Here is a 23049-nt window from a genome sequence, read left to right as displayed (position 1 = left end):
CGGATTGACATCGGCGGCGCAGCACATTTACGCTAAACGAAAACATTTTCCGCGTTTCGTAAAGGCTTGGAAATGCTGACAGGAGACATGCTGCGCCGCTCGGCGCACCGGTTCCCGGACAAGCCGGCCATCGTCTTGCGCGGGCCGAAGGGCAGCGAGCGCGTGCCCTACAGCGAGCTCGACGCCTTGGCCGACCGGGTCGCGCACGCGGTGCTGGGCCTGGGCCTGCCCCGCGGCGCGACCGTGTCGATGCTGTGCCGCAACCTGCCGGCTTATGGCGCCGTCTTCTTCGGCGTGGCGCGCTCGGGCTGCGTGCTCAACAACATCTCGATCCTCTATGCGCCGGAGGAGCTGGGCTACGTGCTGGCCAAGTCCGACACGCGGGTGCTGATCTACGACGCGCAGTTCGCCGACAAGGTGGCGGCGGTGCGCGAGTCCTGCCCGGAGATCCGGCACTTCGTCGCCATCGGCGGCAGCGACAGCGGCAACGCCGAGGTGCCGGGTGCCATCGCCTTCGAGCGCTTCATCGACGGACATCCGTCGACGCCGCCCGAGGTCGCCATCGACGAGCGCGACCCCTTCTGCATGACCTACACGGGCGGCACCACCGGCCATCCCAAGGGCGTGCTGATGAACCACCGCGCGCGCGCCATCACCGCCCACACCGTGGTGGTCGAAGAGCACCTGGAGGCGAGCGACGTGGTCGCGATCGTCACGCCGCTGTTCCACGTGGCGGCGCTCAACATCATGTTCCAGCCGGCCATCCTGGTCGGCGCCACGACGGTCTTCGTCACGCCGTGGTCGCCGCAGGCCTACATCGATGCGGTGGAGGCCGAGCGCATCACCGCCACCTTCATGGTGCCCACGCAGGCCAATGCGCTGGCCATGCTGCCCGACCTGGAGCAACGCCAGCTCCAGAGCTGGACCAAGCTGTCCTTCGCCGGGGCGCCCATGCCCGACTGGGTGCAGGTGGAGCTCATGCGCAAGCTGCCGCAGCTGCGGCTGACGCAGATCTACGGCCAGTCCGAGATGGGCGTGATCGCCGCCCTGCCCTGGCAGCGCGCGCGCGACAAGCTGGGCAGCGTGGGGCGCCAGCCCTACAACGTCGACGTCGCGGTGCTGCGCCCCGACGGCACCCCCGCCGCCGCGGGCGAGCTCGGCGAGGTGGCCTCGCGCGGCGACAACCTGATGATCGGCTACTACGGCGAGCCGCAGCAGACCGCCGAGTTCTTCCGCCTCGGCAACGGCTGGGGCCTCTCGGGGGATATCGGCGTGATGGACGCCGAAGGCTTCGTCACGCTGATCGACCGCGCCAAGGACATGCTGATCTCGGGCGGCGAGAACGTCTACCCGAAAGAGATCGAGCAGGTGCTCTACGAGCTGCCCGAGGTGGCGGAGTGCGCGGTCTTCGGCATTCCCGATGCCAGGTGGGGCGAGGTCCCCGCCGCCTACGTGCAGCTCAAGCCCGGCTGCACGCTGGACGAGGCGCGGGTGGTCGCGCAGTGCGAGCAGAAGCTCGCGCGCCACAAGCGGCCGCGGCTGGTGCGCTTCGTCGAGGGCTTTCCCAAGACACCCATCGGCAAGATCCAGAAGAACCTGCTGAAGGAACCCTACTGGGCCGGAAGGAAGAAGATCTGAGCTCCCTCCGAGCTCCCTTCGAGCTTCTTTCATCGAACAAGGACTTTGAACATGGCCAACGAATCCCCCTACGCGCACTACAGCGCGCTCACGCTGAAGTCCCATCCCAACGGCATCCTCGAGGTGGTGATGGGCGCCTCGCAGAGCGCCAACAAGAAGCTCTCCACCGCCGACCACACGCTGCACCGCGAGCTGGCCTCCATCTGGAGCGACATCGACAAGGACCCGGCCACGCGCGTGGCGCTGATCCGCGGCGAGGGCAAGGGCTTCTCCGCCGGCGGCGACCTGGGCCTGGTGGAGGACATGGCGAACGACTTCAATGTTCGCGCCCGCGTCTGGCGAGAGGCGCGCGACCTGGTCTACAACGTGATCAACTGCTCCAAGCCGGTGGTCTCGGCGATGCACGGCCCGGCCGTCGGCGCGGGGCTGGTCGCCGGCCTGCTGGCCGACGTGTCGATCGCCAGCACCACGGCGCGCATCATCGACGGCCACACGCGCCTGGGCGTGGCGGCCGGCGACCATGCGGCCATCGTGTGGCCGCTGCTGTGCGGCATGGCCAAGGCCAAGTACTACCTGATGCTGTGCGAGGCGGTGTCCGGCGAAGAGGCCGAGCGCATCGGCCTGGTCTCGCTGGCGGTGCCCGAAGACCGGCTGGTGGCGAAGGCCTTCGAGGTGGCCGAGAAGCTGGCCGCCGGATCGCAGACCGCCATCCGCTGGACCAAGTACGCGCTCAACAACTGGCTGCGCCTGGCGGGGCCCACGTTCGACAGCTCGCTGGCGCTCGAATTCATCGGCTTCTCGGGGCCGGACGTGCAGGAAGGCATCGCCTCGCTGCGCGAGAAGCGCAGCCCGAAGTTCGACCCGTCCTGCCCCTTCTAGAAACACGCCATGGACCTCGGCATTGCGGGCAGGACGGCGCTGGTACTCGGCGGCACGCGGGGGCTGGGCCTGGCCTGCGCGCGTGCGCTCGCCGAGGCGGGCGTGCGCGTGCTGCTCAACGGGCGCGATGCCGCCCACGGCGAGGCGACCGCGCGCGGCCTGTCGGCGCAGGCGCAGTTCGTGCCCGGCGACATCGGCGACGAGGACCAGCGGGCGCGGCTGATCGAGGCCGTCTCGCGCATCGGCATGCCGTCGATCGTGGTGACCAATGCCGGCGGACCGCCCGCCGCGCCCTTCGAGGAGACGCAGCTCGCGGCCTGGCGTATCAGCCACGAGACCAACGTGATCGGCCCGCTCGAGGTGGTGCGCGCCTTCCTGCCGGCCATGCGGGCGGCGCGCTTCGGCCGCATCCTCAACATCACCTCCTTCGTGGTGAAGGAGCTCTATCCGAACATGGCGCTTTCCAACAGCCTGCGCGTGGGCCTGACCGGTGCGATGGGCTCGCTGGCGCGCGAGGTGGCGCCGCACGGCATCACGGTCAACGGACTGCTGCCGGGGCTGATGGACACCGGCGCGCTGCAACGCGTGATCGCCGACCGCCAGCGCCGCACCGGCCAGGACGAAGGCGCCGTGCGCGAGGACATGGCCCGCAGCATTCCCATGCAGCGGCTGGGCACGGCGGAGGACTTCGGCGGGCTGTGCGCCTTCCTGGCCTCGATGCAGGCCAGCTACATCACGGGCCAGAACATCTGCGTGGACGGCGGCCTGACCCGCAACGTGATCTGAGGGCCGCGCCTCGCCGACAACGAAGGAGACATCATCATGAACAGACTTGCAGGAGCCTGCGGCGCGGCCGCCCTCGCCATCGCCTCGATCGCGCAGGCGCAGGGAGATGCCGTGTCCGACGGCGCGGTGCGCATCGGCGTCATCACCGACATGGGCGGCGTGCTGTCGGAGCTGTCGGGCCGCGGCTCGGCCATGGCGGTGAAGATGGCGGTGGAAGACTTCGGCGGCCAGGTGCTCGGCAAGCCGATCGAGGTGCTGGAAGTCGATCACCAGAACAAGGCCGACATCGCCGCCAACAAGGCGCGCGAGTGGTTCGACGTGCAGAAGGTGGACATGATCACCGACCTCACCAATTCGGCCGTCGCCCTCGCCGCGGTGGACATGGCGAAGCAGAAGAACCGCATCGCCATCGTCAATGGCGCCGGCGCGCTTCGCCTGACCAACGAAAGCTGCACGCCCAACAGCATCCACTACGCGTGGGACACCTACGCCATGGCCAACGGCACAGCGCGCGCGATCGTGAAGAAGGGCGGCGACAGCTGGTACTTCCTGACGGCCGACTACGCCTTCGGCCAGCAGATCGAGCGCGACGTGACGGAGGTGGTGACGGCGGCCGGCGGCAAGGTCGTGGGGACCTCGCGCCATCCCTTCAACGCGAGCGACTTCTCTTCCTTCATGGTGGCGGCCAAGGGCTCGGGCGCGAAGATCATCGGGCTGGCCAACGGCGGCAGCGACACCATCAACGCGATCAAGTCCGCGCAGGAATTCGGCATCGACCCGGCCAAGCAGAACCTGGCCGGCCTCGCGGTGTTCATCACCGACATCCACGGCGTCGGCCTGAAGGCGGCACAGGGCGTGATGCTGACCGAGGCCTTCTATTGGGACAGCAACGACGAGACCCGCCAGTGGTCGCGCCGCTTCTTCGAGCGCATGAAGAAGATGCCCACCGCGATCCACGCGGCGAACTACTCGTCGACGATGCACTACCTGCGGGCGGTGCGCGACGCCGGCACCGACGCGACCGGCACGGTGATGGCGAAGATGAAGGCCACACCGGTCAACGACTTCTTCGCGAAGAACGGCCGCATCCGCGAGGACGGCCGGATGGTGCACGACATGTACCTGATGCAGGTGAAGACGCCGGCCGAGTCGAAGTACCCGTGGGACTACTACAAGCGGCTCGCGACCATTCCCGCGGCGGACGCGTTCCAGCCGCTCGCGAAGTCGGCGTGCCCGCTCGTGCGGAAGGGCTCGTGATGCTGCGCTAGGCGCTCATTGCCATGCAAAGGAAGCCATAGGCAACGCCGCAGAAGACTGCGAAGCCGAGCATTCCCATCCAGATGATCCACCGGCGCGGAGAAGCGAAGCCCAGTTTCCATCCCGCGAATCCGACAAGCGCCGATCCCCAACCACTCGCCCACAAAGAGACCCAGGCAGCCTCGGTGGATACGGCGGACGGCATGCCGGTGAATGGGGCCACCAGCCAGCCCAGAGGGCCTGCGACCGAAACAAGGCCGTACAACGCCCAGCCCAGCGGAGCCATCCACAGCAGGCCGCTGCCGTACTGACGGCAGCCCCCCAGGAAAAATGCACGAGCGCCGTGGTGACGACGATCAGGAGCAACTGCACGAACAGGGCGCGTCGCCAGCCGAGGCGCGGCGCGCTTGCCGGACCGGGTGGCGAATGGGGAGTCGTCGAGCGCAGCACGCGCGCACCTACCAAGATCCCAATGCCGGGCCGGCCGACATGCCGCTAGCCGCGCATGCCCCGCTCCCACGCGCGCAGGCCCCGCTGCCACGCCTGGAGCCGGTCGTCCGCGACCCCGCCGGCACCGGCGGTGGTGGCGCAGAGCTGGTCCAGAAGGATTTGCTGGTCGGTGCTGAGCTGCTCCGGGAACACGGGCACCAGCGTGACCCATTGGTCGCCGCGCGCGCCGCGGCGCTCCAACGGAAATCCCTGGCCCTTCAGGCAATAAGACAGCCGGCCGCGGCTCAGCTGCAGGGACTGCAGGCCGGTGAGGGTCGGCACCTGGAGCGGCTTGCCCGCGATCCAGGCAAAGCCATCGACCGGGACCTCGCAGCGAAGGGTGCCGTCATCGTCGAGCTTGAAGAAGGCATGGTCCAGCAGCTCGACGCGGATTTCGAGATCGGCCGGAAGCCGCTCGGGACGCAGGCGCCGGCCGTCGACGTGGAGCAGGTCGCCATCGCGCACGCCATGCGGAATGCGGACCTTGACCTGGTAGCTGCGCGGCGCCGTCTTTCCGGTGCTCCTGCAGGCCGCGCAAGGCTGCCTCGCGATTCCGCCGCCGAGGCAGGCCTCGCATTCGACCAGGCCGCTGGGCCAGCCGAAGAAGGAACGCTTGGGCACGGCGCCCGAGCCGCCGCATCGGACGCAGTGGCCGCCGAGCACCTGGTGGCCTGCGCCGGCGCAGGTCCGGCAGGTCTCGGTGACCTTGCCCCGCAACACCTTGATGCAGCCGGCCGCGGCCTCTTCGAGCGTCAACTTCACCTTCCGGTGGATCGGCCGCCGCTGCCGGGCCGTACCCGCGCCATCGCGGAACGCGGCCGCATCGCCCTCGTGGTCGTCGAATGCGGGGCCGGGATCGGTCGAAACGGGAGCGTCGGCGTCGGCCGGCGCTTCGGGAGCGGCAAGGAATCCGGCGCGGCGGATCTCCTCGAAGGCCTGGTTGATGCGCTGCATCCTGGCCACGGCATCGGCGCTGCCGTTGCGGTCAGGGTGCCACTGCGATGCCAGCCGGCGCCATGCCGCCTTCACTTCGCGCTCGCTCGCGCCGGATGCCAATCCCAATTCGGCGAAAGCGTCGTCGGTGCCCAAGCGCAGGTCCTCGGTGCGTCCCGCCGTCCCGGACGAAGGTCCATGGAGGCGGCAGGAACGTCAGCGCGAATGCTATACGACGCGGCGGCGCGCTGGCGACAGAACAGCCGGATCTGCCGCTATGCGCCGGCGTTCGTGCTCAGTGCAGGCACATGTGCGGAACGTTCGTGCGCCTCGGCTGCGCGGCCGTGCGCGAGGAATTCGGCCACCGCCTCATTGACGACGTCGGGATGCGTCACCGGCCCCATGTGCCCGAGCGCCTCGAACTCGACCAGGCTCACATCGCCCAGCACGCCGGTCAGCAGCCGCGCGACGCCGCGCGCCGAGGCCGGCGATTGCGCGCCCGTCATGTAGAGCACCGGCACCTCCAGCGCACCGAAGGCCTGCAACGGCGTGGGCTCGGAGAACAGCGCGCGGGCCCAGCCGGCGACGTTGACCATCGACGACGCGATCGGTGCGCGCCGGGCGTCCGGCATGCGGCGCCAGCTGCCCGCGCCCATCCAGTAGTCGATGAAGCGTTCCGCGGCGGCATCGAGGTCGCCGGCCTCGACCGCGGCCGCGGCATCGGCGGCGGCGAAGCGGATGCCGTTCGCCGCCTCCTGCCCCGGCGCCTCCTGTTCGAGCAGCGAGAAAAGCGTGGGCTCGTACAGCACGAGGGCACGCACCCGCTCGGGCCACGCGAGGGCGGCCATCAGGGCCACGGCGCCGCCGTAGGAATGGCCGACCAGGCAGAAGGGATCGCCGGCGGCCGCGAACACCGGCTCCAGCAGCGCCACCTCGTCGGCCAGGGTCACGTTGCGATCGGCCGGCCAGGCGGGACTGCGGCCGGCACCGAGCGAATCGGGCGCGAGCACATGCCAGCCCGGGGCCAGTCGCTCCATCAATCCGCGCCACTGCGCGGAGCTGCTGGCGTTTGCGTGGAGGCAGACGACGCCAGGGCCGGCGCCGCCTTCGCGGAAGTAAGGAACGAGGGCTTGCTGCATGGCCTGAACTGTGACGCGCCGGGGGCGTGGCGTCCTGCCCCGGCGTCTGCGGCGCCTGCCTCATCGTCCGGTGGCACGCAGCAGTGCCGCGCGGCGGGAGTCGGGTAAAACCCGGGCATCTGTCCGACTGCACACGCAGTTCCGCGCCGCTAGACTTCGACGGGTCCGCCCCGGTGCATCCTCGCCCCGCCGAGGAAGCGCCGGCTCTACGCAGCCGTGCCACCTGTTGGAAGACACGGCGACCGGCCTCGATCGACCCACAGCATGGCAGATGCCCGCGAAGTCCCATTACCGCCCGTCGCCCCGCCGCCGGCGCTGACCGAACCCGGCGACGCGGACTTCCGGCTGATGGTCGATGCGGTGGGCGACTATGCCATCTTCCTCCTGGACCCGGGCGGCGTGATTCGCAGCTGGAACACCGGTGCACGCAGGATCAAGGGCTATGCGGCTCACGAGGTGATCGGGCGCCATTTCTCCCTCTTCTATCCGACGGAGCAGCTCGAGCGCGGCTGGCCCGAGCACGAGCTGAAGGTGGCGCGCGAGACCGGGCGCTTCGAGGACGAGGGCTGGCGCCTGCGCAAGGACGGCACTCGCTTCTGGGCCAACGTCATCATCACGCGGCTGATCGGCCCCGACGGACAGTTCCGCGGCTTTTCCAAGATCACCCGCGACCTCACGGAACGCCGCCGCCAGGAAGACCAGCTGCGCATGAGCGAGGAGCGCTTCCGCCTGCTGATGGAGGGCGTGAAGGACTATGCGATCTTCATGCTCGACCCGAGCGGCCACGTGGTGAGCTGGAACGCCGGCGCGCGGCGCTTCAAGGGCTACGAGGCGCACGAGATCATCGGCCAGCATTTCTCGACCTTCTACCCGCCCGACGCGCAGGCCACCGGCTGGCCCAACGAGGAGCTGCAAATTGCACGCCGGGACGGGCGCTTCCAGGACGAAGGCTGGCGCGTGCGCAAGGACGGCAGCCGCTTCTGGGCCAGCGTGGTGATCACCGCCTTGCACGACGAGACCGGCATGCTGCGCGGCTTCGCCAAGGTGACGCGCGACCTCACCGAGCAGCGCCGGGTCAGATCGCTGGAAGACGAAGGCCGGCGCATCAGCACCTTCCTGGCCATGCTGGGCCACGAGCTGCGCAACCCGCTGGCGCCGATCTCGAACGCGCTGGCGCTGATGGCCCGCGAGAAGCTGGAGAGCCGCACGCTTCGGCTGGCGCAGGAGACGATCGCTCGCCAGCTCAAGCAGATGGTGCGGCTGGTGGACGACCTGCTGGACATCGGCCGCATCACCAGCGGGAAGATCCGGCTGGAAGCAAAGCCGGTCGACCTGAATGAGGTGGTGGCGGAGGCCATCGAGGCGACGCAACCCGCAGCCGAGGACAAGTCGCATCAGCTGCAGGTCGAGTCCGATGACACGGCGCTTTGGGTCATCGGCGATCGGGCCCGCCTGATCCAGGTGCTGAGCAACCTGGTGGGCAACGCCATCAAGTTCACCCCGGCACGTGGCCATGTGCAGGTCCGCGCCGCCCGCGACGGCGACAAGGCGGTGCTCACGGTGCGCGACAACGGGCCCGGCATCGCCTCCCGGGACATCGAGCGCATCTTCAACCTCTTCGAGCAGGGCGAGCAGGACGTCGCGCGGCTGCAAGGGGGCCTGGGGCTCGGGCTGAGCCTGGTCCAGCAACTGGTCAGCCTGCATGGCGGGGACGTGGCCGCCTACAGCAGGGGGGTGCCGGGCGACGGCAGCGAATTCGTGGTGCGGCTGCCGTTGTCGGCGCCGCCGGCCATCGTCGAGCGGCAGCGGGCGGACGGTACACAGCTCGACGGCCGTCCGATGGTGCTGGTGGTGGACGACAACAGGGACTCGGCCCACACCATGGCGGAGCTGATGGAGGTGCTGGGCTGCCGCGCGTCGGTGCGGCACGACGGCCCGACGGCGCTGAACGCCATCAAGCAGCTGGCGCCCGACCTCGTGCTGCTCGACATCGGGCTGCCCGGACTGAGCGGCCTGGAGGTCGCCGAGCGCGTGCGCGCCGAGGTCGCGAACCCACCGCCGCTGATCGCGGTCACCGGCTACGGGCAGGAGCGCGACCGGCAGCTGAGCTTCGACGCCGGCTTCTTCGCGCACCTGACCAAGCCGGTCGACGCCGACCAGCTCGAGGACCTGCTCAGGCGCCTGCTCGACAGGCGCTGAGCGTGCAGCGTCGCGTGCCGCCAGCCTCAGGGTTGCCGTATCGCGGGTCTTGCGTGCGCCATGCTCACGATGGCTGCCGCCAAGGCCAGCACGGCGCCGATGGCGAGGCCGATCCGCGGCGCCAGATCGACGGGGGCGACGCTGAAGAGCAGGCTCGTGATGACCCCGCCGGCGGTCTGGCCCGCCAACCTGGCGGTGCCTTGCATGCCGCCTGCGGCTCCACTTCGTTCGGGTGGTGCCGAGAGGAACATGCTGCGGTTGTTGGGCACCTGGAAGATGCCGAAGCCCAGGCCGCACAGCACGGTGAGCAGGACCAGCGGCACCGGGCCCTGCAGCGGCCAAAGCGAGGCAGCCGCGAGGCCGAGGGCGATCAGCGCGCCGCCTGCGGCGCAGAGCCAGGCGGTCGACACGCGCTCGGCGATACGCCCGGCGAGCGGCGCCGCAAGAGCCACCGTCAAGGGCCAGGGCGTCATGCACAGCCCGGTCATGAGGGCGTCCTGTCCCAGGCCATGGTGAAGATGGAAAGGCAGCGCCATCAGCCCGGCGGTCGTACCGGCAAAGCAGCAAACCGATGCGACCACGGAGATCCGGAACGGCATTGCACGAAGCAGATCGAGCGGGATCATGGGCGCGTCCTTGGGCATTTCGCGCCGGACCAGCGCCGTCAGGACAAAGCCGCCCAGGGCCAACAGCGCGGCGGCCGCCAACGGCTTCTCCAGCAGCAGTTCGGCGCCCAGGACCAGCGCCGCGAAGGCGCCGGCATTGAGCGCCACGCTGAGCCGGTCCAGCCGCCGACCGGTGCCGCCGCGGCGCGGCAGCGCCCGGGCGGCGAGCAACACGGCGCCTCCCAGGGGCAGGTTCAGCGCGAACAGCCAGTGCCAACCTGCCCCCGACAGGATCATCGCGCCGATCGCCGGACCGGCTGCGGACGACAGCGCAACCGCAAGCGCATTCCAGCCGATGGCGGCGCCAAGCTGCCGGTGCGGAACAACGGCGCGCAGCAGGGCGACGCCGAGCGCCATGACGCCAGCGCCACCGAGGCCCTGGAGGAAGCGTGCGGCGACCAGCCACGGTAGCGACGGCGCGCAGGCGCACAAGACCGATGCCGCAGTGAACACGGCAACGCCGGCCGTGAAAACCCGGCGATGGCCCACGCTCTCTCCGAGTGCGGCCAAGGGCAGCAAGCCCATCACGAGCGCCGCCTGGTACGCCGTCACGATCCATACCGACATGGTGGGCGTCACCTGCAGCGCTCCTGCGATCGTCGGCAATGCGACGTTGACGATGCCCGCGTCGAGCACCACGAGCACCATGGCCGCGAGCACGGCCGCGACCGCGACGGCGCCCGACGGCAACGAAGGCGCGGCGGGCGCATCGAGCGCGCCGGATGCCATCGACTCCGGCGCCACGCGGCTTCCGGCACTTGGGGTGAAGCGCTTCGTCATGGCGTGCCGAACGTCCAGACGCCGTCACGCTCCACGAACCTCGACACCCGATGTTCTTCCTGGTCCTCCTTCTTCAAGTCGCGCTCCGTGAAGCGGAACAGCAGCGCGGTCCCGGTCATGCAACGCGTGTCGTGGATGTCGCCTGGCAGGTACACCTGCACCTGCCCGGGACGCAGCAAGGTCGAATCCCTGCGCACCAACCGTACGCCGCCATCGGCATTCGCGATCCGGGCATAGGTTCTCATCTCGACCTGGCCGTGCTGGACCGCATAGATGACCCAACCCCTTCCGTGGTCGTGCGGCGGCCTGTAGAGCCCCGCATATTCCGTGTGGGCCAGCAGCACGAATCCGTGCGTCGGGTCCCGGTACAGCTCCTTGCTGGCAGGTGCTTCGCGGTGCAACGCCGCCAGCCACGGCTCCGTGGCTGGGGCCCGCAGGAGGTTCTCCAGGTGCCGGCTGCAGCCGGCGATCACGTGGTCGTCGAGAGGCCCCCAAACCGACCTGATTCCATCGATCGACATCTCGAAGGTATTGCTGTTCATGAGTACTCCTTGGTTCATGCCCAGGAAGATAGGCCGCCGGCTGAAATAGCGGAAGACGCAGCAGTTGCAGGATATTCATGCGTCTGACGCCATGTCACGGCCGATACCTGTTAGCGTTGGCCGATGTCCGCGCCCGACTTCAACCTGCTTGTCACCCTGGATGTCCTGCTCGCCGAAGGCAGCGTCGCGCGCGCGGCCCGGCGGTTGCGGCTGAGCCCGTCGGCCATGAGCCGGGCGCTGGCACGACTGCGGGACACGACCGGTGACCCGCTCCTGGTCAGGGCCGGGCGCGGCCTCGTGCCGACGCCACGCGCAGTCGAACTGCGCGAGCGGGTCAATCGCCTTGTCCAGGAAGCCGAGGCGGTCCTGCGACCTGCCGAGGCACTGGATCCGAAGGAGGTCAAGCGGATATTCACGCTGCGGTCCAGCGAAGGCTTCGTCGAGACCTTCGGCCCCGGCCTCATCGACCTTGTCGGCGTGCAAGCGCCTGGCGTACTGCTGCGCTTCGTGCAGAAACCGGACAGGGAGAGCACCTTCCTCCGGGACGGAAGCGTGGACCTGGAGACGGGCGTCATCGGCGAGACGACAAGTCCCGAAGTACGCGTGCAGGCATTGTTCCGGGACCGGTTCATCGGCGTCGTGCGCCCAGGGCATCCGCTATGCCGGGCCGAGATCACTGCGGCCCGCTATGCAGCCGGGAGGCATGTCGCCGTGTCGCGCCGCGGCTTCGACAAGGGTCCGATCGACGAGGCATTGAGGCCGTTCGGCCTGGAGCGGGATATCGCCACGGTCGTCGGCGGCTTTTCGACGGCGTTGGCACTGGCACGCACCTGCGACCTGATCGCCAGTGTTCCCGAACGGCACACCGCGGGACTGAGAAGCGGACTGCACAGCTTCCCGCTCCCGATGGCGGCACCGGAGTTCACGGTGTCGATGATGTGGCATCCAAGAATGGATGGCGATCTCGCGCATCGCTGGCTACGCGCCCGTGTGCGAGAGGTTTGCGCATGACACCACGCGCTCGCGGAGGTGAGGCACGCAGCCAACCGACCCGCGGCCCGGCCGTTTGGCACATGGACGCGTCGGCGCGCGCGGCGTAGCATTCCTCTCCCCTCTTGCCGCCCATCGCGGCGACAAGGTCCCTGTCAGTGAAGCTGCAACGGAGGTTGGAATGAGCTATCACCTGGAAGGTCGCCTGCTCGAGGTCTGCAACTGCAACGTGCTGTGCCCCTGCTGGATCGGCGAGGACCCGGACAACGGCACCTGCGACACCATCATCGCCTGGCGCATCGACAAGGGAACGGTCGATGGCCTCGACGTCAGCGGCAACACCATCGCAGCCGTGGCGCATGTGCCCGGCAACATCCTGGAAGGCAACTGGACGGCCGCCATCTTCGTGGACGACAACGCCTCCAAGGAGCAGGAGGACGCGCTGCTCAAGGTCTATACCGGGCAGGCGGGCGGGCCGATCGCCGACCTGGCCAAGCTGATCGGCACGGTGGTGTCGGTGGAGCGGGCGCCCATCGGCTTCCATGTGAACGAGGGCAAGGGCAAGCTCGAGATCGGCACCAATTACTACGCCGAGCTCGAGCCCTACCGCGGCGCGACCGGCGGGCAGACGGTGCTGTCGGACACCGTGTTCTCCACCGTGCCGGGCGCGCCGGTCTTTGTCGGCAAGGCGCCGGTCTATCGGTCGAAGAATGCGGCGCTGGGCATCGACGTCGACATCAAGAACCACAACGCGCTGCAGAGCACCTTCGTCTTCGACGCCTGAAGCGGTGAGGCGATGGACGCCCCTGCGGGCATCGCGCGGCCGGCTCGGCCGCGCCCCGGCGCCGGACGTCATCGGCGGGTGTTCCTGCCGCTGCTCGTGGTGCTCGTCGCGCTGGCCTGGCTGGCGCTGTGGGCCTGGGCCCGCAGCCCCTACGGGCGCTACCTCGAGCACGGCGACTGGCTGGCTTCGGGGCCCGCGGCCTCGCTCTGCCGCGCCCTGCCCGCGGGCGAGCTGCTGGTGCCGGCGATGCTCTATGCCCTGGCCTGGATCCTGATGACCGCGGCCATGATGCTGCCCACCACCCTGCCCCTGTTCGACGTGTTCGACCGCATGACGGCGCGGCGGCCGGACCATGGGCGCCTGCTCGCGCTGCTCGCCCTGGGCTACATGGCGGTGTGGGGCGTCTTCGGGCTGCTCGCGCACGGGCTGCACGAGCTGATCCTCGCGCTGCTGGCGCGCTCGCCCACGCTGGCGTGGCACGGCTGGCTGATCGGCGCCGCCACGCTTGGGCTGGCCGGCGCCTTCCAGTTCAGCCGGCTCAAGCACCAGTGCCTGGACAAGTGCCGCACGCCGCTCGGCTTCGTGATGGAGCACTGGCGCGGGCCGGCGCCGGCGCGCCAGGCCTTTGCGCTGGGCGCGTACCACGGCTTGTTCTGCGTCGGCTGCTGCTGGGCGCTGATGCTGCTGATGTTCGCGCTGGGCACCGGCAGCCTGGGCTGGATGCTGCTGCTGGCTGCGCTGATGGCGATCGAGAAGAACGTTCCGTGGGGCCGGCGGCTCAGCGCGCCGCTGGGCATCGCGCTGCTCGCCGGGGCCGCGGTGGTGGTGGTCCTTCATGCCTGAGCCGCGCGACGGCCCGCCCGGCCTGCGGGTCGTTGCGCTCACCGTCGCGGCCATGCTGGCCTTCGCGGCCAATTCGCTGCTGTGCCGCATGGCGCTGCAGCAAGGGGGCATCGACGCGGCCAGCTTCGGCAGCATCCGGCTGGTGGCTGGCGCGCTCACGCTCGCGCTGGTCGTGCGCCTGCGCTCCCGGCCGGACGCGGCCGGGCGCGCGGACTGGCTGGCGGCGGCAATGCTGTTCGCGTACGTCGCCTTCTTTTCCTTCGCCTACCTCAGCCTGCCGGCCGGGACCGGGGCGCTGATCCTGTTCGGCGCGGTGCAGCTCACGATGCTCGGCGCCGGCCTGCGCGCGGGCGAGATGTTCGGGCCGGTTGCGTGGTCGGGCTTCGTGCTGGCGGTTGCGGGCCTGGTCTACCTGGTGTCGCCCGGCGTGGCGGCGCCGCCTCCGTTGGGCGCGACGCTGATGGCGGTCGCGGGCGTGGCGTGGGGCGTGTATTCGCTGCGCGGGCGTGGCGTGGCCGACCCGCTGGCCGCGACGGCGCGCAACTTCTTGCGGGCGGCGCCGATGGCACTGGCGCTAAGCGTCGTGCTGGCCGGCAGCGCGCATGCGGACGCGGCCGGCATCGCGCTCGCCGTGGCCTCGGGCGCGCTGACCTCGGGCATCGGCTATGTGATCTGGTACGCGGCGCTGCCGGGGCTGTCGGCGATGCGGGCGGCGACGGTGCAGCTGTCGGTGCCGCTGATTGCGGCTTTTGGGGGAGTGATTTTTTTGTCGGAGGCGATCACGCCGCGGTTGGCATGGGCGTCGATGGCGATTCTGGGGGGCATCGGGCTGGTGCTGATGGGGAAGGCGCGGGCCGCCAAGACGCAGGCATCGTCATAGCCGAGAACACTCGTTCTGCATCACGTCGCGCGAATTGCAGTTCTTCCCGAGGCTTGAAAGCCTGCCCATCGGAAACGCTCAGGCGAAGCTTGGAAGCCAGGCGATCTCAACCGGTTTGCCGGCGCTCGACCCAGTACTACGCGCCGGATGAACTGAAGGTTCGACGAGTGATGTTCGATGGGCTGGCCGGCCTGGCCGACGCCCTGGCGTTCCCGGAGCGCGGCCATCGTTTTCTTGGCCGGCTCCTGGTGGAACTGAAGCATCGGGACGCCACCTAGCTCTTCACGGTGGACCCAGCTGCGCTGGCCGTCGCAGCCAATACACCCCTGGTGGAGGGCGTGGTCGGCTGGTTCGACAACGCTTTCGTCTTCATGGCGGATTCGACGGACGCTCAGGTCAACCGCTTTGCCGATGCGCCCGCAGCATGCTCCGACGCAGTGAAAGCCATCGCCGACTGCCTCTGCAGCATCTCGACAAAAAAACGGCGCGGGCATCAGCATCTTGTTCTCCACGTGCGCGACCAGGGGCTGCATCTTTTTTGCATAGTTCTGCCAGTCCTCTGAAGCGAGCAAGAGCTTGCGCCGCGCCAGCCGATCTTCCATGGAGACATAGGCCCACTGATGGACGATCTGGTTGAGGGTTCCGAACTCGGTGAAGTAGTAGCCGACCATGCGCCCCAGGATGCGCGACTGGACCGGCATGCCCTCTTCCTCGTAGTGCTTGAGGAATACCGGGACTTTCCCTGCGTGGAGCGTATAGATTCTTTCATCGACGAACATTCGGATCTCCTGTTGCTGGTTCACTCGCATCACCGGCCTGTGCTGCTCTGATCGTGGAGCCGCCTGCATGTGTCGACCAGCCATGCGATGAAGAGCCTCGCCGCCGGCCGCGACATGGCATCCGGCCTATAAAAGGCGTAATAGCCCCGTGGCGACGCAACCCGCACCTGGAACAGCCGAACCAGGCGCCCGGCCTGGATGTCCGGTTCCGCGAGCACATCGCGAGCCAACGCCACCCCCTGTCCGTCGCAGGCTGCGAGCAGCATCAGGCGAGCGTCGGTGTAGAGAGGTCCCGCAGGGATAATGTCCTTGAAGCACTCGTCAGTGTGGGCAGCTTCTGCCGAAACAGCCCTGAGCCAGGCTTCCCATGGCTCCATGGTGTGACGCAGCATCACGACTCGAGACAGATCATTGATGCGAGTTAACGTGCCGTGCTTCTCAAGGTATGAGGGACTGCACACCGGGTAGAGTTCGACGTCCATCAGCCGCGTGCTTTCGAAGCCCGACCAATCGCCCTTGCCGTATCGGATGAAGACGTCGATATCTGAGTTGTCGTCGTCCTCCAGATTCGGACGGGCGTCGATCTCCACGCGGACGGTCGGATTCTGCTCCAGGAAAGACAGGAGTTCCGGCACGACTGCACTGCCTGCGAATGACGGCAGCACGCTGATGCGCAGGGCCCTTGTAGCGGCTTGACGGCGCAGGGCAGCCTCGGCGTCCTCCAGCAGCTTCAGCGCAGCCCTCACTTCGGCGAGATAGGCGGCTCCTTCGGCCGTGACGGTCACGCCGCTGGGCAGGCGTTGAAGCAGGCGTATGCCAACGTGCTCTTCCAGCTGCCTGATCTGGTGACTGATCGCACTGTGCGTCAGGCACAGTGCATCACCGGCCTTCGTGAAGCTTCCAAGATCAGCGACAGCCTCGAAGGCAACAAGTGTTGATAGATGGCGAAGGCGCTTGCGCATTGCGTCGTACTCCAGTCGTGCCCGTCGCCGGGCCGCCGATCGTGCATGCCGATCGATGGGGTCCAGAGGCTCCGTCGGCGCAACAGCACCCGGCGGCAGCCGGGACGCATTACTGCGTCTGCCCGATTCTCCTTTCCTTGATCAGGCGCCGCCATCTTTCTCGCTCGACAACCATGTCCTTGGCCATCTCGTCGGGAGAGTTCGCGACGACGCTGAACCCCAGGGTGGCGAGTCTCTCGCGAAACGCAGTCTCCTGCAGGATCTTGCGGGCGTCGCGGGAGATCTTCTCGACAACGTCCTTGGGGACTTCTGCCGGCGCGACGATGCCGAACCAGCCGCTGTTCTCGAAACCCGGAAGGATCCTGGCGATGGGCGGCACACCAGGAAGCTGAGAAAGCTCTGCTTTGCTGGTCACACCGAGCGCACGGAGCTTTCCGCCCTGTATCTGCGGCAATGATGGACCCAGGCTCATCAGCGCGAAGTCGATGTTGCCGCCGATGATGTCGGCGATTGCGGGCGGATCGCCCTTGTAGGGCACGCCCACGGCCTCGATCCGGGCTTCATGGAGGAGATACTCATTGGCCAAGTGCGATTGGGAGCCGACGCCCGCGTGGGCAAAGGTGAGCTTCCCAGGCTTCCTACGGGCCTCCGTGAGCAGGCTTTCGATGTCCTTGAAGGGGGAAGCCTCGGGCACCACCAGAACTTGCGGACTCGACACCACATTGGTCACGGGAGCAAACCCGTTCTCGGGGTCGTAAGGCAGTTTGGGATAGACGAACTGATTGACGGTCATCACCGATCCCGATGGGAACAGCAACGTATACCCGTCAGGCGCAGCACGCGCCACCTCAGCGGCGGCAATTGCGCCACCGGCGCCGGGACGGTTCTCCACGACCACCGGTTGCTGCCAGAACTTGCTCAGCCGTTCTCCCAACAGGCGAGCCGGCACATCGGTCGCACCACCGGCGGGGAAAGGCACCACTATCCTCACTGGCTTTGCGGGCCAATCCGACGCGTAGGATGCGCCGCCCCATGAACACAAGGCGCTCAGTGCGATTGAGGCTGCGAGTCGGATCATCGTTTGTCTCCAGTTGTTGTAGTGGAATGCGTGCGCCGGCCTAGCCGAACCTGTCGAATCGAATCGAGCTGACAGGAATGCGATGCTTGGTCACCATGGCGGCCGCGATGGCTTCCACTGCCGCCGGCGGCCCGGCTGCGTAGGCAATCGGCTGGTGCATTTCATCGGTGGACTCTTCCTCCAGGGCTTGGTGCACCATGCCCCGGCGGAACTCGATCGAAGGATAGGCCTCGGACAGTGTTGGCGCGACGGCTTCGTCGGAGATTGCCGCGATTACTCGAAGCGTATCCGGGTGTGCCCGCTTCAGTGCGGCAAAACGCTCAAGGAAGAAGAGATCGGCAGAGGTACGAACGCCGAAGCACACTAGAGCCTTGCGGGCACCAAGGTATCCCGACTCGGATGCGGTCTGTAGGATCGACATGATTCCGGCGATGCCGGTTCCTCCTGCTGCGCACAGAAGATCGTGCGATCCGGTGGCAGCGTCGAAGGTCGCGCTTCCGAGGGGGCCAAAGACTTTGAATCGAAGACCGTGAATGTCCTGGTCAAACAGGCGCTCGGAAAAGCTGCCACGCGGCTTGCGCTTGAGGATCAATTCCAGCCGCCGGTCATTTGTGGGGGAGTTGATCATCGAGTAGGCCCTGTAGCCATCGATGTCGTCCAAACCCAGCAGGACGAATTGGCCAGCCTTGAAGCGCATCGGATGGTCGAGCACGACCTCAATGATGCGGACATCATGGGTAAGCATTCCTGAGCGAAGGACACAGGCTCCGGTATGCAAGGGTGGCGCGTCTTCGTACCTGCCATCCGTCCTGCCGCGAATCGCCAGGCGGCAGTCCGATTTCGGCCGCGACTGGCAAAGCAGGATCTCATCGCTTCCGCGGCGGAGAAACCGGCGTGCCGGCGAATCGGGCCAGAGCAACTCAACCTCGCCAGACACCAACTGGGCGCGGCAGCTGCCGCAGGTCCCAGTGGCGCACTCGTGCGGCAACGCGATGCCGGCGCGAAGGCCCGCATAGAGGAGGCGTTCGGACTCATCGCATTCGAAGAGCTCCGGCTCCTCACGATGCTTCGTCAGTACGGTGATTTCCAACTCGGGCTCCCTTCCTTGGCGGGCGACGCTTCAGGCGTCATCATCCTCGTGCTCGTACTTCAACTCGGTCGCGGCGCGGCAAAACAATTCACCGTTGCTCTCCAAGGTCTCATAGCAGAGCAAGGGGGCCTCGGCCATGCCGACCGGCTCGCCTCCCTCGTCGATCGACCACTGCCAGAGATGCTTCGTGCAGGTCAGTACGTGGCCGTCGAATGCACCCTCTGCGAGGGAGTTCGCCATGTGCGGGCACGATCTCGGGATAACCAGGCGCTTGTCTCGACCATTGACCACAAGCACGGGAATGCCGTCGATCTCCATCGGATGCAATGCGTCTTCCTTGAGTTCTGCCAGCGAGCAGAGCTTGCTCCATGTCGGGTCGTCAGCATTCATGGCCACCTCCGTCGCAGTCAGAGAATGTGGTGCGAGCCGATGCCCACCTGGCGGGTGTCGAGATCGACGACGCGGCTTGCGAGCAGCATCCGCCCCGAGGCTGAAAGCACTTGGTCCACGTATGTGCCCACGACATAGAGGCTGGTAGCGCCGGACTGAAGGTGCGAATCCTCGGCATCCCATTCGGTGCGAAACACCGTCATGTGGGAAATCACCTCGAAGCCGGCATCGGTGGGCGTGACTCTGCAAGGCATGACGTGCCGAGTGAGGTGCGCACGATCGGAGTTGTGACGCGGCAGCAGGTCCAGCACCTTGCCAAGACCCGCGTAGTCCTGCTTCATCCAGCATTGAAGTCGCTTGATCTCCGGCGAGTAATTGATGATCGAATAGCTGAAAGCCGAGGGATCGCAAAGTGCCAGAAAACCGGTCCAATCACCCGAGTTCAAGCGCAGGCAGGCATCGCAGACCAAGTCTCTCGCCGCCATCTGCTTCAGCAGCATCGTGGTTTCGTCCATTGCAGGCTCCGGGGGGGTTTTCATGGCCGGCTCGCAGGGCGGCCCATTCGCTTCGCCCATTCCGCGTAGTAGGACCGCAGGCCGATCTCGTCATGGATGGTTTCGTTCTCTTCCCTTGCCATGAGCAGGAAGCGGCTGCCGGAGCCCGGCTGCATGGCGACCTTCTGCTGCTGGACGACTAGCAGGTCCTCGTGAAGATTCCGCCCGAAGGGACCCCATATCGTGTCGTGATCCAGGATCCGTTGCTCTCGCTCGGCGGCCGTGTCGGCCTTCAGCCCGAGGCCGCGCAGTTCGATGAGAACCTCGTTCTCGCTGATGGGCGTCATCACGCTGACACGCAGGCAGGATGCTCGCAGGCTATAAGTACAACCGGGAAAGATGTTGAGCTGCTTCCATCCGTTCTTCGGCATTCCGGGGAATGTCAGCACACGCTCCTTGGAGCCGTCATAGGCCTCGTAATTGATGGTGGTGAGCCCCGTCGCCGCATGTCCGTTATTGAAGACGGTGTACTTCCGATCGAAATAGCCCGGCTGCAGCATCCCGGTTGCGCGGTTGTGATAGTGCAGATAGTCGTGATAGAACTCGCGGCTCGTCTCATGCCAGAGCTTGTAGTTCGTTTTCACGAGCGACTTCTGGTAATGGAATATCTCAAGCGGTTCGGTGTCGAGTTCCGATGCCATGAAATCGAAGGCATTGCCGGTGAAGTCAGCGAGCGGCCCGGCATCGTCGTCCAACGTGACCCACACGAAGCCGCCGTGTGCGATCTCGGTTCGGATTTCCCTGAGCCCGACACCCGCTTTGCAGACGCGCTCTTGGTAGCCAGCCTTTTCGCGGGGGATCTCGACGCATCGACCCGTTGCATCAAACTGCCAGCCGTGGAACATGCACGTCATGTTCTTGGGATTTCCGGAGGGCTCAGCGACTCCAAGATTTCCCGAAGGCGAACGCACGATCCGGTTGGCCCGATGCGGGCAGATGTTGAGGAAAGTCCGCACCGTCCGGTCGCTTCCGCGCACGACGACGATCGGCGTGTTCGAGAAGGTTCCGAGGGATCGGTAATCCAGGGGATCCGGCAGTTCGCTTTCATGGCAGACCGGCAGCCATGACTTGCGCCATATCTTCTCCATCTCCTCTGCGAAGATGGCGGGGTCGGTGTAGATGGCACTATCAACGTAGTGCGTGTCGGGCAACTGCGGACGTGCATTCCACGCCTGACTTGTGCGGCTGCTGCGCGGGCGCGAACCCGCTACCTGAATGGCTTCCTGCATGAGTGTCTCCAGAATGAGCAGTTGAGTAGGTGCCGATCAGGGACGCGCAGCGGCACCGAACTTCTCTGCCAGCGCGTCGATCACGGCGGCGGAGAACGCTGGGATGTCGTCGGGCTTGCGGCTGGTGATGAGGGTACCGTCGCGGACCATTTCCTGGTCCACGTAATGGCCACCCGCATTTCGGATGTCGTCGGCGATGGACGGCGCGCCTGTCAGGCGCCTGCCCTCGGCCAGGCCGGCCGAGATCAACACCCAGGTGCCGTGGCAGATGGCCGCCACTACCGCGCCGCGCCGATGACATGCACCGACCAATTCGAGCATCGGCTTGCAGAGCCGCATCAGATCCGGCGCAAAGCCGCCGGGAACGATGATGGCGTCGTAGTCCTCTGCGCGTGCATCGGAGGCTGCAAGCTCCGCCTGCACGGGATAGCCGAGCTTCGACACGTACCTGCCCTTTTCGGGGCCGATCACGGTGATCCGCATGCCTGCTTCGATGACGCGGTAGATGGGGTACCAGACCTCCATCTCCTGGTAGTTGTTCTCCACCAGGATCGCAACCCTGGAATTCGTCTTGCTCATGGAGCTCCTTATGTGCTTGCCGTTCCGAAGGGCTGCCGTGCATGCCCGAGTGCTTTGAATTTTGAAGACGAGGCGCGATGGCTGGAAGTGAAACTTCTTCGTCGCCTTGTGAATGACATCTTCAGGCGGTGAGCGACTGAACCAGTTGCCGCAGCAGCAACGCAGCAGCGCCCAGCATTGAAAGACCAAGGATGATTCGCTGGAACGCCGCGGTGCTGACGCTGTCGAAAAGCCGTGCGCCCATCCAGGCGCCGAGGAAGGTGAGCGGAGCGGCTGTCGCAAGATGCAGCACCGAGCGCGGCTCCATTGCACCGGATGCAAGGAACCAGATCAGCATCGCGCCCTGCACGAAAAGGCCGAAAGGCTGCGTCAATCCCCTGGCCTGCAACTTGTTCAGGCCTCTCAAACCGTACCAGACACTCGGCAGCAAGGGACCGAGTCCTGCCACACCTCCCACGATGCCCCCGCCCAGCCCGATCCCGACATCGGCGATATGCCCGTTCACAGGAGCAAGGCGGAGGGGCGCCCGGCCTTGCCTCGACAACGCAACGAAGCAATATGCAAGTATCAGGGCGCTGGTGAAGCCCCTGACCCAGACAGGCTGGAGCAGTGTCAGCAACACCAAGCCGATTGGAAGCCCGAAGGTCGCACCAACGATGTAGGGGACCGCACCTGGTAGATTGACCTGCTTCCAGAAGCGCGGCAGGAAAGCCAGGTTGAGCAACGTACCGCCGCCGACGACGAGAAACACGACCTCTCGGGGCGCGAAGGCATGGTGCAGGAAAAGCGAGGCCACGACGCCGTAGGCAAACCCTGAGACACCGAATGCCAGTCCGCCGGCAAACGCAGCGAGTGCGAGCGCGGTACATTGGATGAGCGTCATACTGTTTGCCATTCAACCTCGAACTGAAGTCTAGGCAGTCGATGCAAACTTGCGCCGTCGAAATTTTTCTACGACGCTGTGAATTGATTCGACAAGGTCGCCGAGCGCAGGCGACTGATGTTCACCAACTGTTGGCGCACGATTCGTATCCTGCTACTCAAACCAATATTCAGTTTGCGCAAGCGCCGCCATCAAAGGCGCGCGCTACTACGCGGCTGACATGCAGCCAGGCGAATGTCCTCATGATTCCTCCCCACCCGGGTTGCTTTTTGGTGCGCGCGATCATAGCCACGCAGCGGATGCGGCAACAGCAGGAGGAAGTTCAAAGCACGCAGGCGGCGCGCACCCTCGTAGAGGTCGAAGCCATGCGCGATCCACCAAGAGCTCGCGCTTGCGGTGAGATCGCGGCTGAAAGTTAGCCCTCGAGCTTGAACAAGCTCGTCGCCTCCAGATCCAGCGCCAATTGCTCGCGCTGGTTGAACAGCCGCCACCTCCACCGCAGGATGCCCAGCGTCGGCCGCTTCTCCGAACGCCGTACCTCGATCACATCCGCAACCAGGCGCAGCGCATCGCCGGGGCGCACGGGGTTGGGCCACTTCACATACGCCAGGCCAGGCGACGCAAAAGACTCCGAGCCGGCCAATGCCGCATCGGTCACCAGCCGCATCGCGATGCCGCCGGTGTGCCACCCACTCGCGATC

The 23049-nt window shown here is 66.7% G+C and carries 22 protein-coding genes and 1 pseudogene; 9 read left to right on the top strand and 14 right to left on the bottom strand.

The genetic code is table 11. From position 1 onward, the window contains the following. The first annotated feature begins 72 nt into the window (after nucleotides 1-72). From APY03_RS12145 to APY03_RS12130, 4 genes are read left to right on the top strand one after another with little or no spacing between them, the layout of a single operon-like run. Nucleotides 73-1638, top strand: coding sequence for a class I adenylate-forming enzyme family protein (locus tag APY03_RS12145; RefSeq protein WP_068677124.1), 1566 nt, complete (start codon nucleotides 73-75; stop codon nucleotides 1636-1638). A gap of 51 nt (nucleotides 1639-1689) precedes the next feature. Further along, entirely contained in the window at nucleotides 1690-2517 is an 828-nt protein-coding gene (locus APY03_RS12140; RefSeq protein WP_068677123.1) for an enoyl-CoA hydratase/isomerase family protein, read from the top strand. Between the two features lie 9 nt (nucleotides 2518-2526). Further along, a complete protein-coding gene (locus APY03_RS12135) occupies nucleotides 2527-3303 on the top strand; it encodes an SDR family oxidoreductase (RefSeq protein ID WP_068677122.1) in 777 nt (258 codons plus the stop codon). 36 nt (nucleotides 3304-3339) lie between these two features. Continuing rightward, nucleotides 3340-4560 carry an ABC transporter substrate-binding protein gene (locus APY03_RS12130; protein ID WP_068677118.1) on the top strand — a complete coding sequence of 407 codons (1221 nt, stop codon included), beginning with the start codon at nucleotides 3340-3342 and terminating at the stop codon, nucleotides 4558-4560. Nucleotides 4561-5055: 495 nt separating this feature from the next. Here APY03_RS12130 and APY03_RS12120 read toward each other — a convergent pair whose 3' ends face one another. Continuing rightward, nucleotides 5056-6138 carry a DnaJ C-terminal domain-containing protein gene (locus APY03_RS12120; protein WP_232081197.1) on the bottom strand — a complete coding sequence of 361 codons (1083 nt, stop codon included), beginning with the start codon at nucleotides 6136-6138 and terminating at the stop codon, nucleotides 5056-5058. 119 nt (nucleotides 6139-6257) lie between these two features. Then, nucleotides 6258-7121 carry an alpha/beta fold hydrolase gene (locus APY03_RS12115; RefSeq protein ID WP_068677109.1) on the bottom strand — a complete coding sequence of 288 codons (864 nt, stop codon included), beginning with the start codon at nucleotides 7119-7121 and terminating at the stop codon, nucleotides 6258-6260. 264 nt (nucleotides 7122-7385) lie between these two features. On the opposite strand from APY03_RS12115, the gene APY03_RS12110 reads away from it, so the two are divergent. Continuing rightward, nucleotides 7386-9320, top strand: a complete 1935-nt coding sequence (locus APY03_RS12110) for a hybrid sensor histidine kinase/response regulator (RefSeq protein ID WP_068677107.1) — start codon at nucleotides 7386-7388, stop codon at nucleotides 9318-9320. Nucleotides 9321-9346: 26 nt separating this feature from the next. On the opposite strand, the gene APY03_RS12105 is transcribed toward APY03_RS12110, so the two are convergent. Both APY03_RS12105 and APY03_RS12100 read right to left on the bottom strand, forming a co-directional pair. After that, complete coding sequence (locus APY03_RS12105; RefSeq protein ID WP_083944309.1) at nucleotides 9347-10765, bottom strand: MFS transporter; 1419 nt, start codon at nucleotides 10763-10765, stop codon at nucleotides 9347-9349. Continuing rightward, nucleotides 10762-11307 (bottom strand): hypothetical protein, encoded by a 546-nt coding sequence (locus tag APY03_RS12100; RefSeq protein ID WP_068677105.1) that lies wholly within the window; start codon nucleotides 11305-11307, stop codon nucleotides 10762-10764. Before APY03_RS12100 ends, APY03_RS12105 begins: the two co-directional genes overlap by 4 nt. Before the next feature lie 123 nt (nucleotides 11308-11430). Between APY03_RS12100 and APY03_RS12095 the strand changes: the two genes are divergently transcribed. From APY03_RS12095 to APY03_RS12080, 4 genes are all read left to right on the top strand, one after another. After that, nucleotides 11431-12318, top strand: a complete 888-nt coding sequence (locus APY03_RS12095; RefSeq protein WP_068677103.1) for a LysR family transcriptional regulator — start codon at nucleotides 11431-11433, stop codon at nucleotides 12316-12318. A gap of 160 nt (nucleotides 12319-12478) precedes the next feature. Continuing rightward, complete coding sequence (locus APY03_RS12090) at nucleotides 12479-13081, top strand: DUF1326 domain-containing protein (RefSeq protein ID WP_068677101.1); 603 nt, start codon at nucleotides 12479-12481, stop codon at nucleotides 13079-13081. Nucleotides 13082-13093: 12 nt separating this feature from the next. After that, nucleotides 13094-13924 carry a DUF2182 domain-containing protein gene (locus APY03_RS12085; protein ID WP_068677100.1) on the top strand — a complete coding sequence of 277 codons (831 nt, stop codon included), beginning with the start codon at nucleotides 13094-13096 and terminating at the stop codon, nucleotides 13922-13924. Continuing rightward, complete coding sequence (locus tag APY03_RS12080) at nucleotides 13917-14804, top strand: DMT family transporter (protein ID WP_068677099.1); 888 nt, start codon at nucleotides 13917-13919, stop codon at nucleotides 14802-14804. Before APY03_RS12085 ends, APY03_RS12080 begins: the two co-directional genes overlap by 8 nt. Before the next feature lie 20 nt (nucleotides 14805-14824). Here the strand turns inward: APY03_RS12080 and APY03_RS40135 are convergent, their stop codons facing one another. The 10 genes and pseudogenes from APY03_RS40135 to APY03_RS43665 form a co-directional block, all read right to left on the bottom strand. Then, nucleotides 14825-15583 (bottom strand): NIPSNAP family protein, encoded by a 759-nt coding sequence (locus tag APY03_RS40135; protein WP_083944313.1) that lies wholly within the window; start codon nucleotides 15581-15583, stop codon nucleotides 14825-14827. Between the two features lie 29 nt (nucleotides 15584-15612). Further along, the gene (locus APY03_RS12070) at nucleotides 15613-16545 is read right to left on the bottom strand and encodes a LysR substrate-binding domain-containing protein (protein ID WP_068677098.1); all 933 of its coding nucleotides are present in this window, start codon (nucleotides 16543-16545) and stop codon (nucleotides 15613-15615) included. A 109-nt stretch (nucleotides 16546-16654) separates the two neighbouring features. After that, nucleotides 16655-17623: a Bug family tripartite tricarboxylate transporter substrate binding protein gene (locus APY03_RS12065; protein WP_068677097.1), complete on the bottom strand. Its 969-nt coding sequence runs from the start codon at nucleotides 17621-17623 to the stop codon at nucleotides 16655-16657. A 40-nt stretch (nucleotides 17624-17663) separates the two neighbouring features. After that, on the bottom strand, nucleotides 17664-18713 hold the full coding sequence (locus tag APY03_RS12060; protein WP_083944308.1) for a 2Fe-2S iron-sulfur cluster-binding protein: 1050 nt from the start codon (nucleotides 18711-18713) through the stop codon (nucleotides 17664-17666). A gap of 30 nt (nucleotides 18714-18743) precedes the next feature. Further along, complete coding sequence (locus APY03_RS42450; RefSeq protein ID WP_068677093.1) at nucleotides 18744-19103, bottom strand: Rieske 2Fe-2S domain-containing protein; 360 nt, start codon at nucleotides 19101-19103, stop codon at nucleotides 18744-18746. 17 nt (nucleotides 19104-19120) lie between these two features. Continuing rightward, a complete protein-coding gene (locus APY03_RS42445; protein WP_180988634.1) occupies nucleotides 19121-19618 on the bottom strand; it encodes a methanesulfonate monooxygenase in 498 nt (165 codons plus the stop codon). A 20-nt stretch (nucleotides 19619-19638) separates the two neighbouring features. Next, nucleotides 19639-20886 carry an aromatic ring-hydroxylating oxygenase subunit alpha gene (locus APY03_RS12045; RefSeq protein WP_083944306.1) on the bottom strand — a complete coding sequence of 416 codons (1248 nt, stop codon included), beginning with the start codon at nucleotides 20884-20886 and terminating at the stop codon, nucleotides 19639-19641. Between the two features lie 36 nt (nucleotides 20887-20922). Further along, a complete protein-coding gene (locus APY03_RS12040; protein ID WP_068677091.1) occupies nucleotides 20923-21465 on the bottom strand; it encodes a type 1 glutamine amidotransferase domain-containing protein in 543 nt (180 codons plus the stop codon). Nucleotides 21466-21586: 121 nt separating this feature from the next. Continuing rightward, nucleotides 21587-22348 (bottom strand): TSUP family transporter, encoded by a 762-nt coding sequence (locus APY03_RS12035; protein ID WP_068677090.1) that lies wholly within the window; start codon nucleotides 22346-22348, stop codon nucleotides 21587-21589. A gap of 415 nt (nucleotides 22349-22763) precedes the next feature. Then, nucleotides 22764-23049 (bottom strand): annotated as a pseudogene (locus tag APY03_RS43665) (MaoC/PaaZ C-terminal domain-containing protein); the annotation flags it as partial.

The organism is Variovorax sp. WDL1 (assembly GCF_001541225.1).
GTDB lineage: Bacteria > Pseudomonadota > Gammaproteobacteria > Burkholderiales > Burkholderiaceae_C > Variovorax.
Note: the sequence above shows the minus strand (reverse complement) of the source record. Positions and strands in the feature narration are given on the sequence as shown.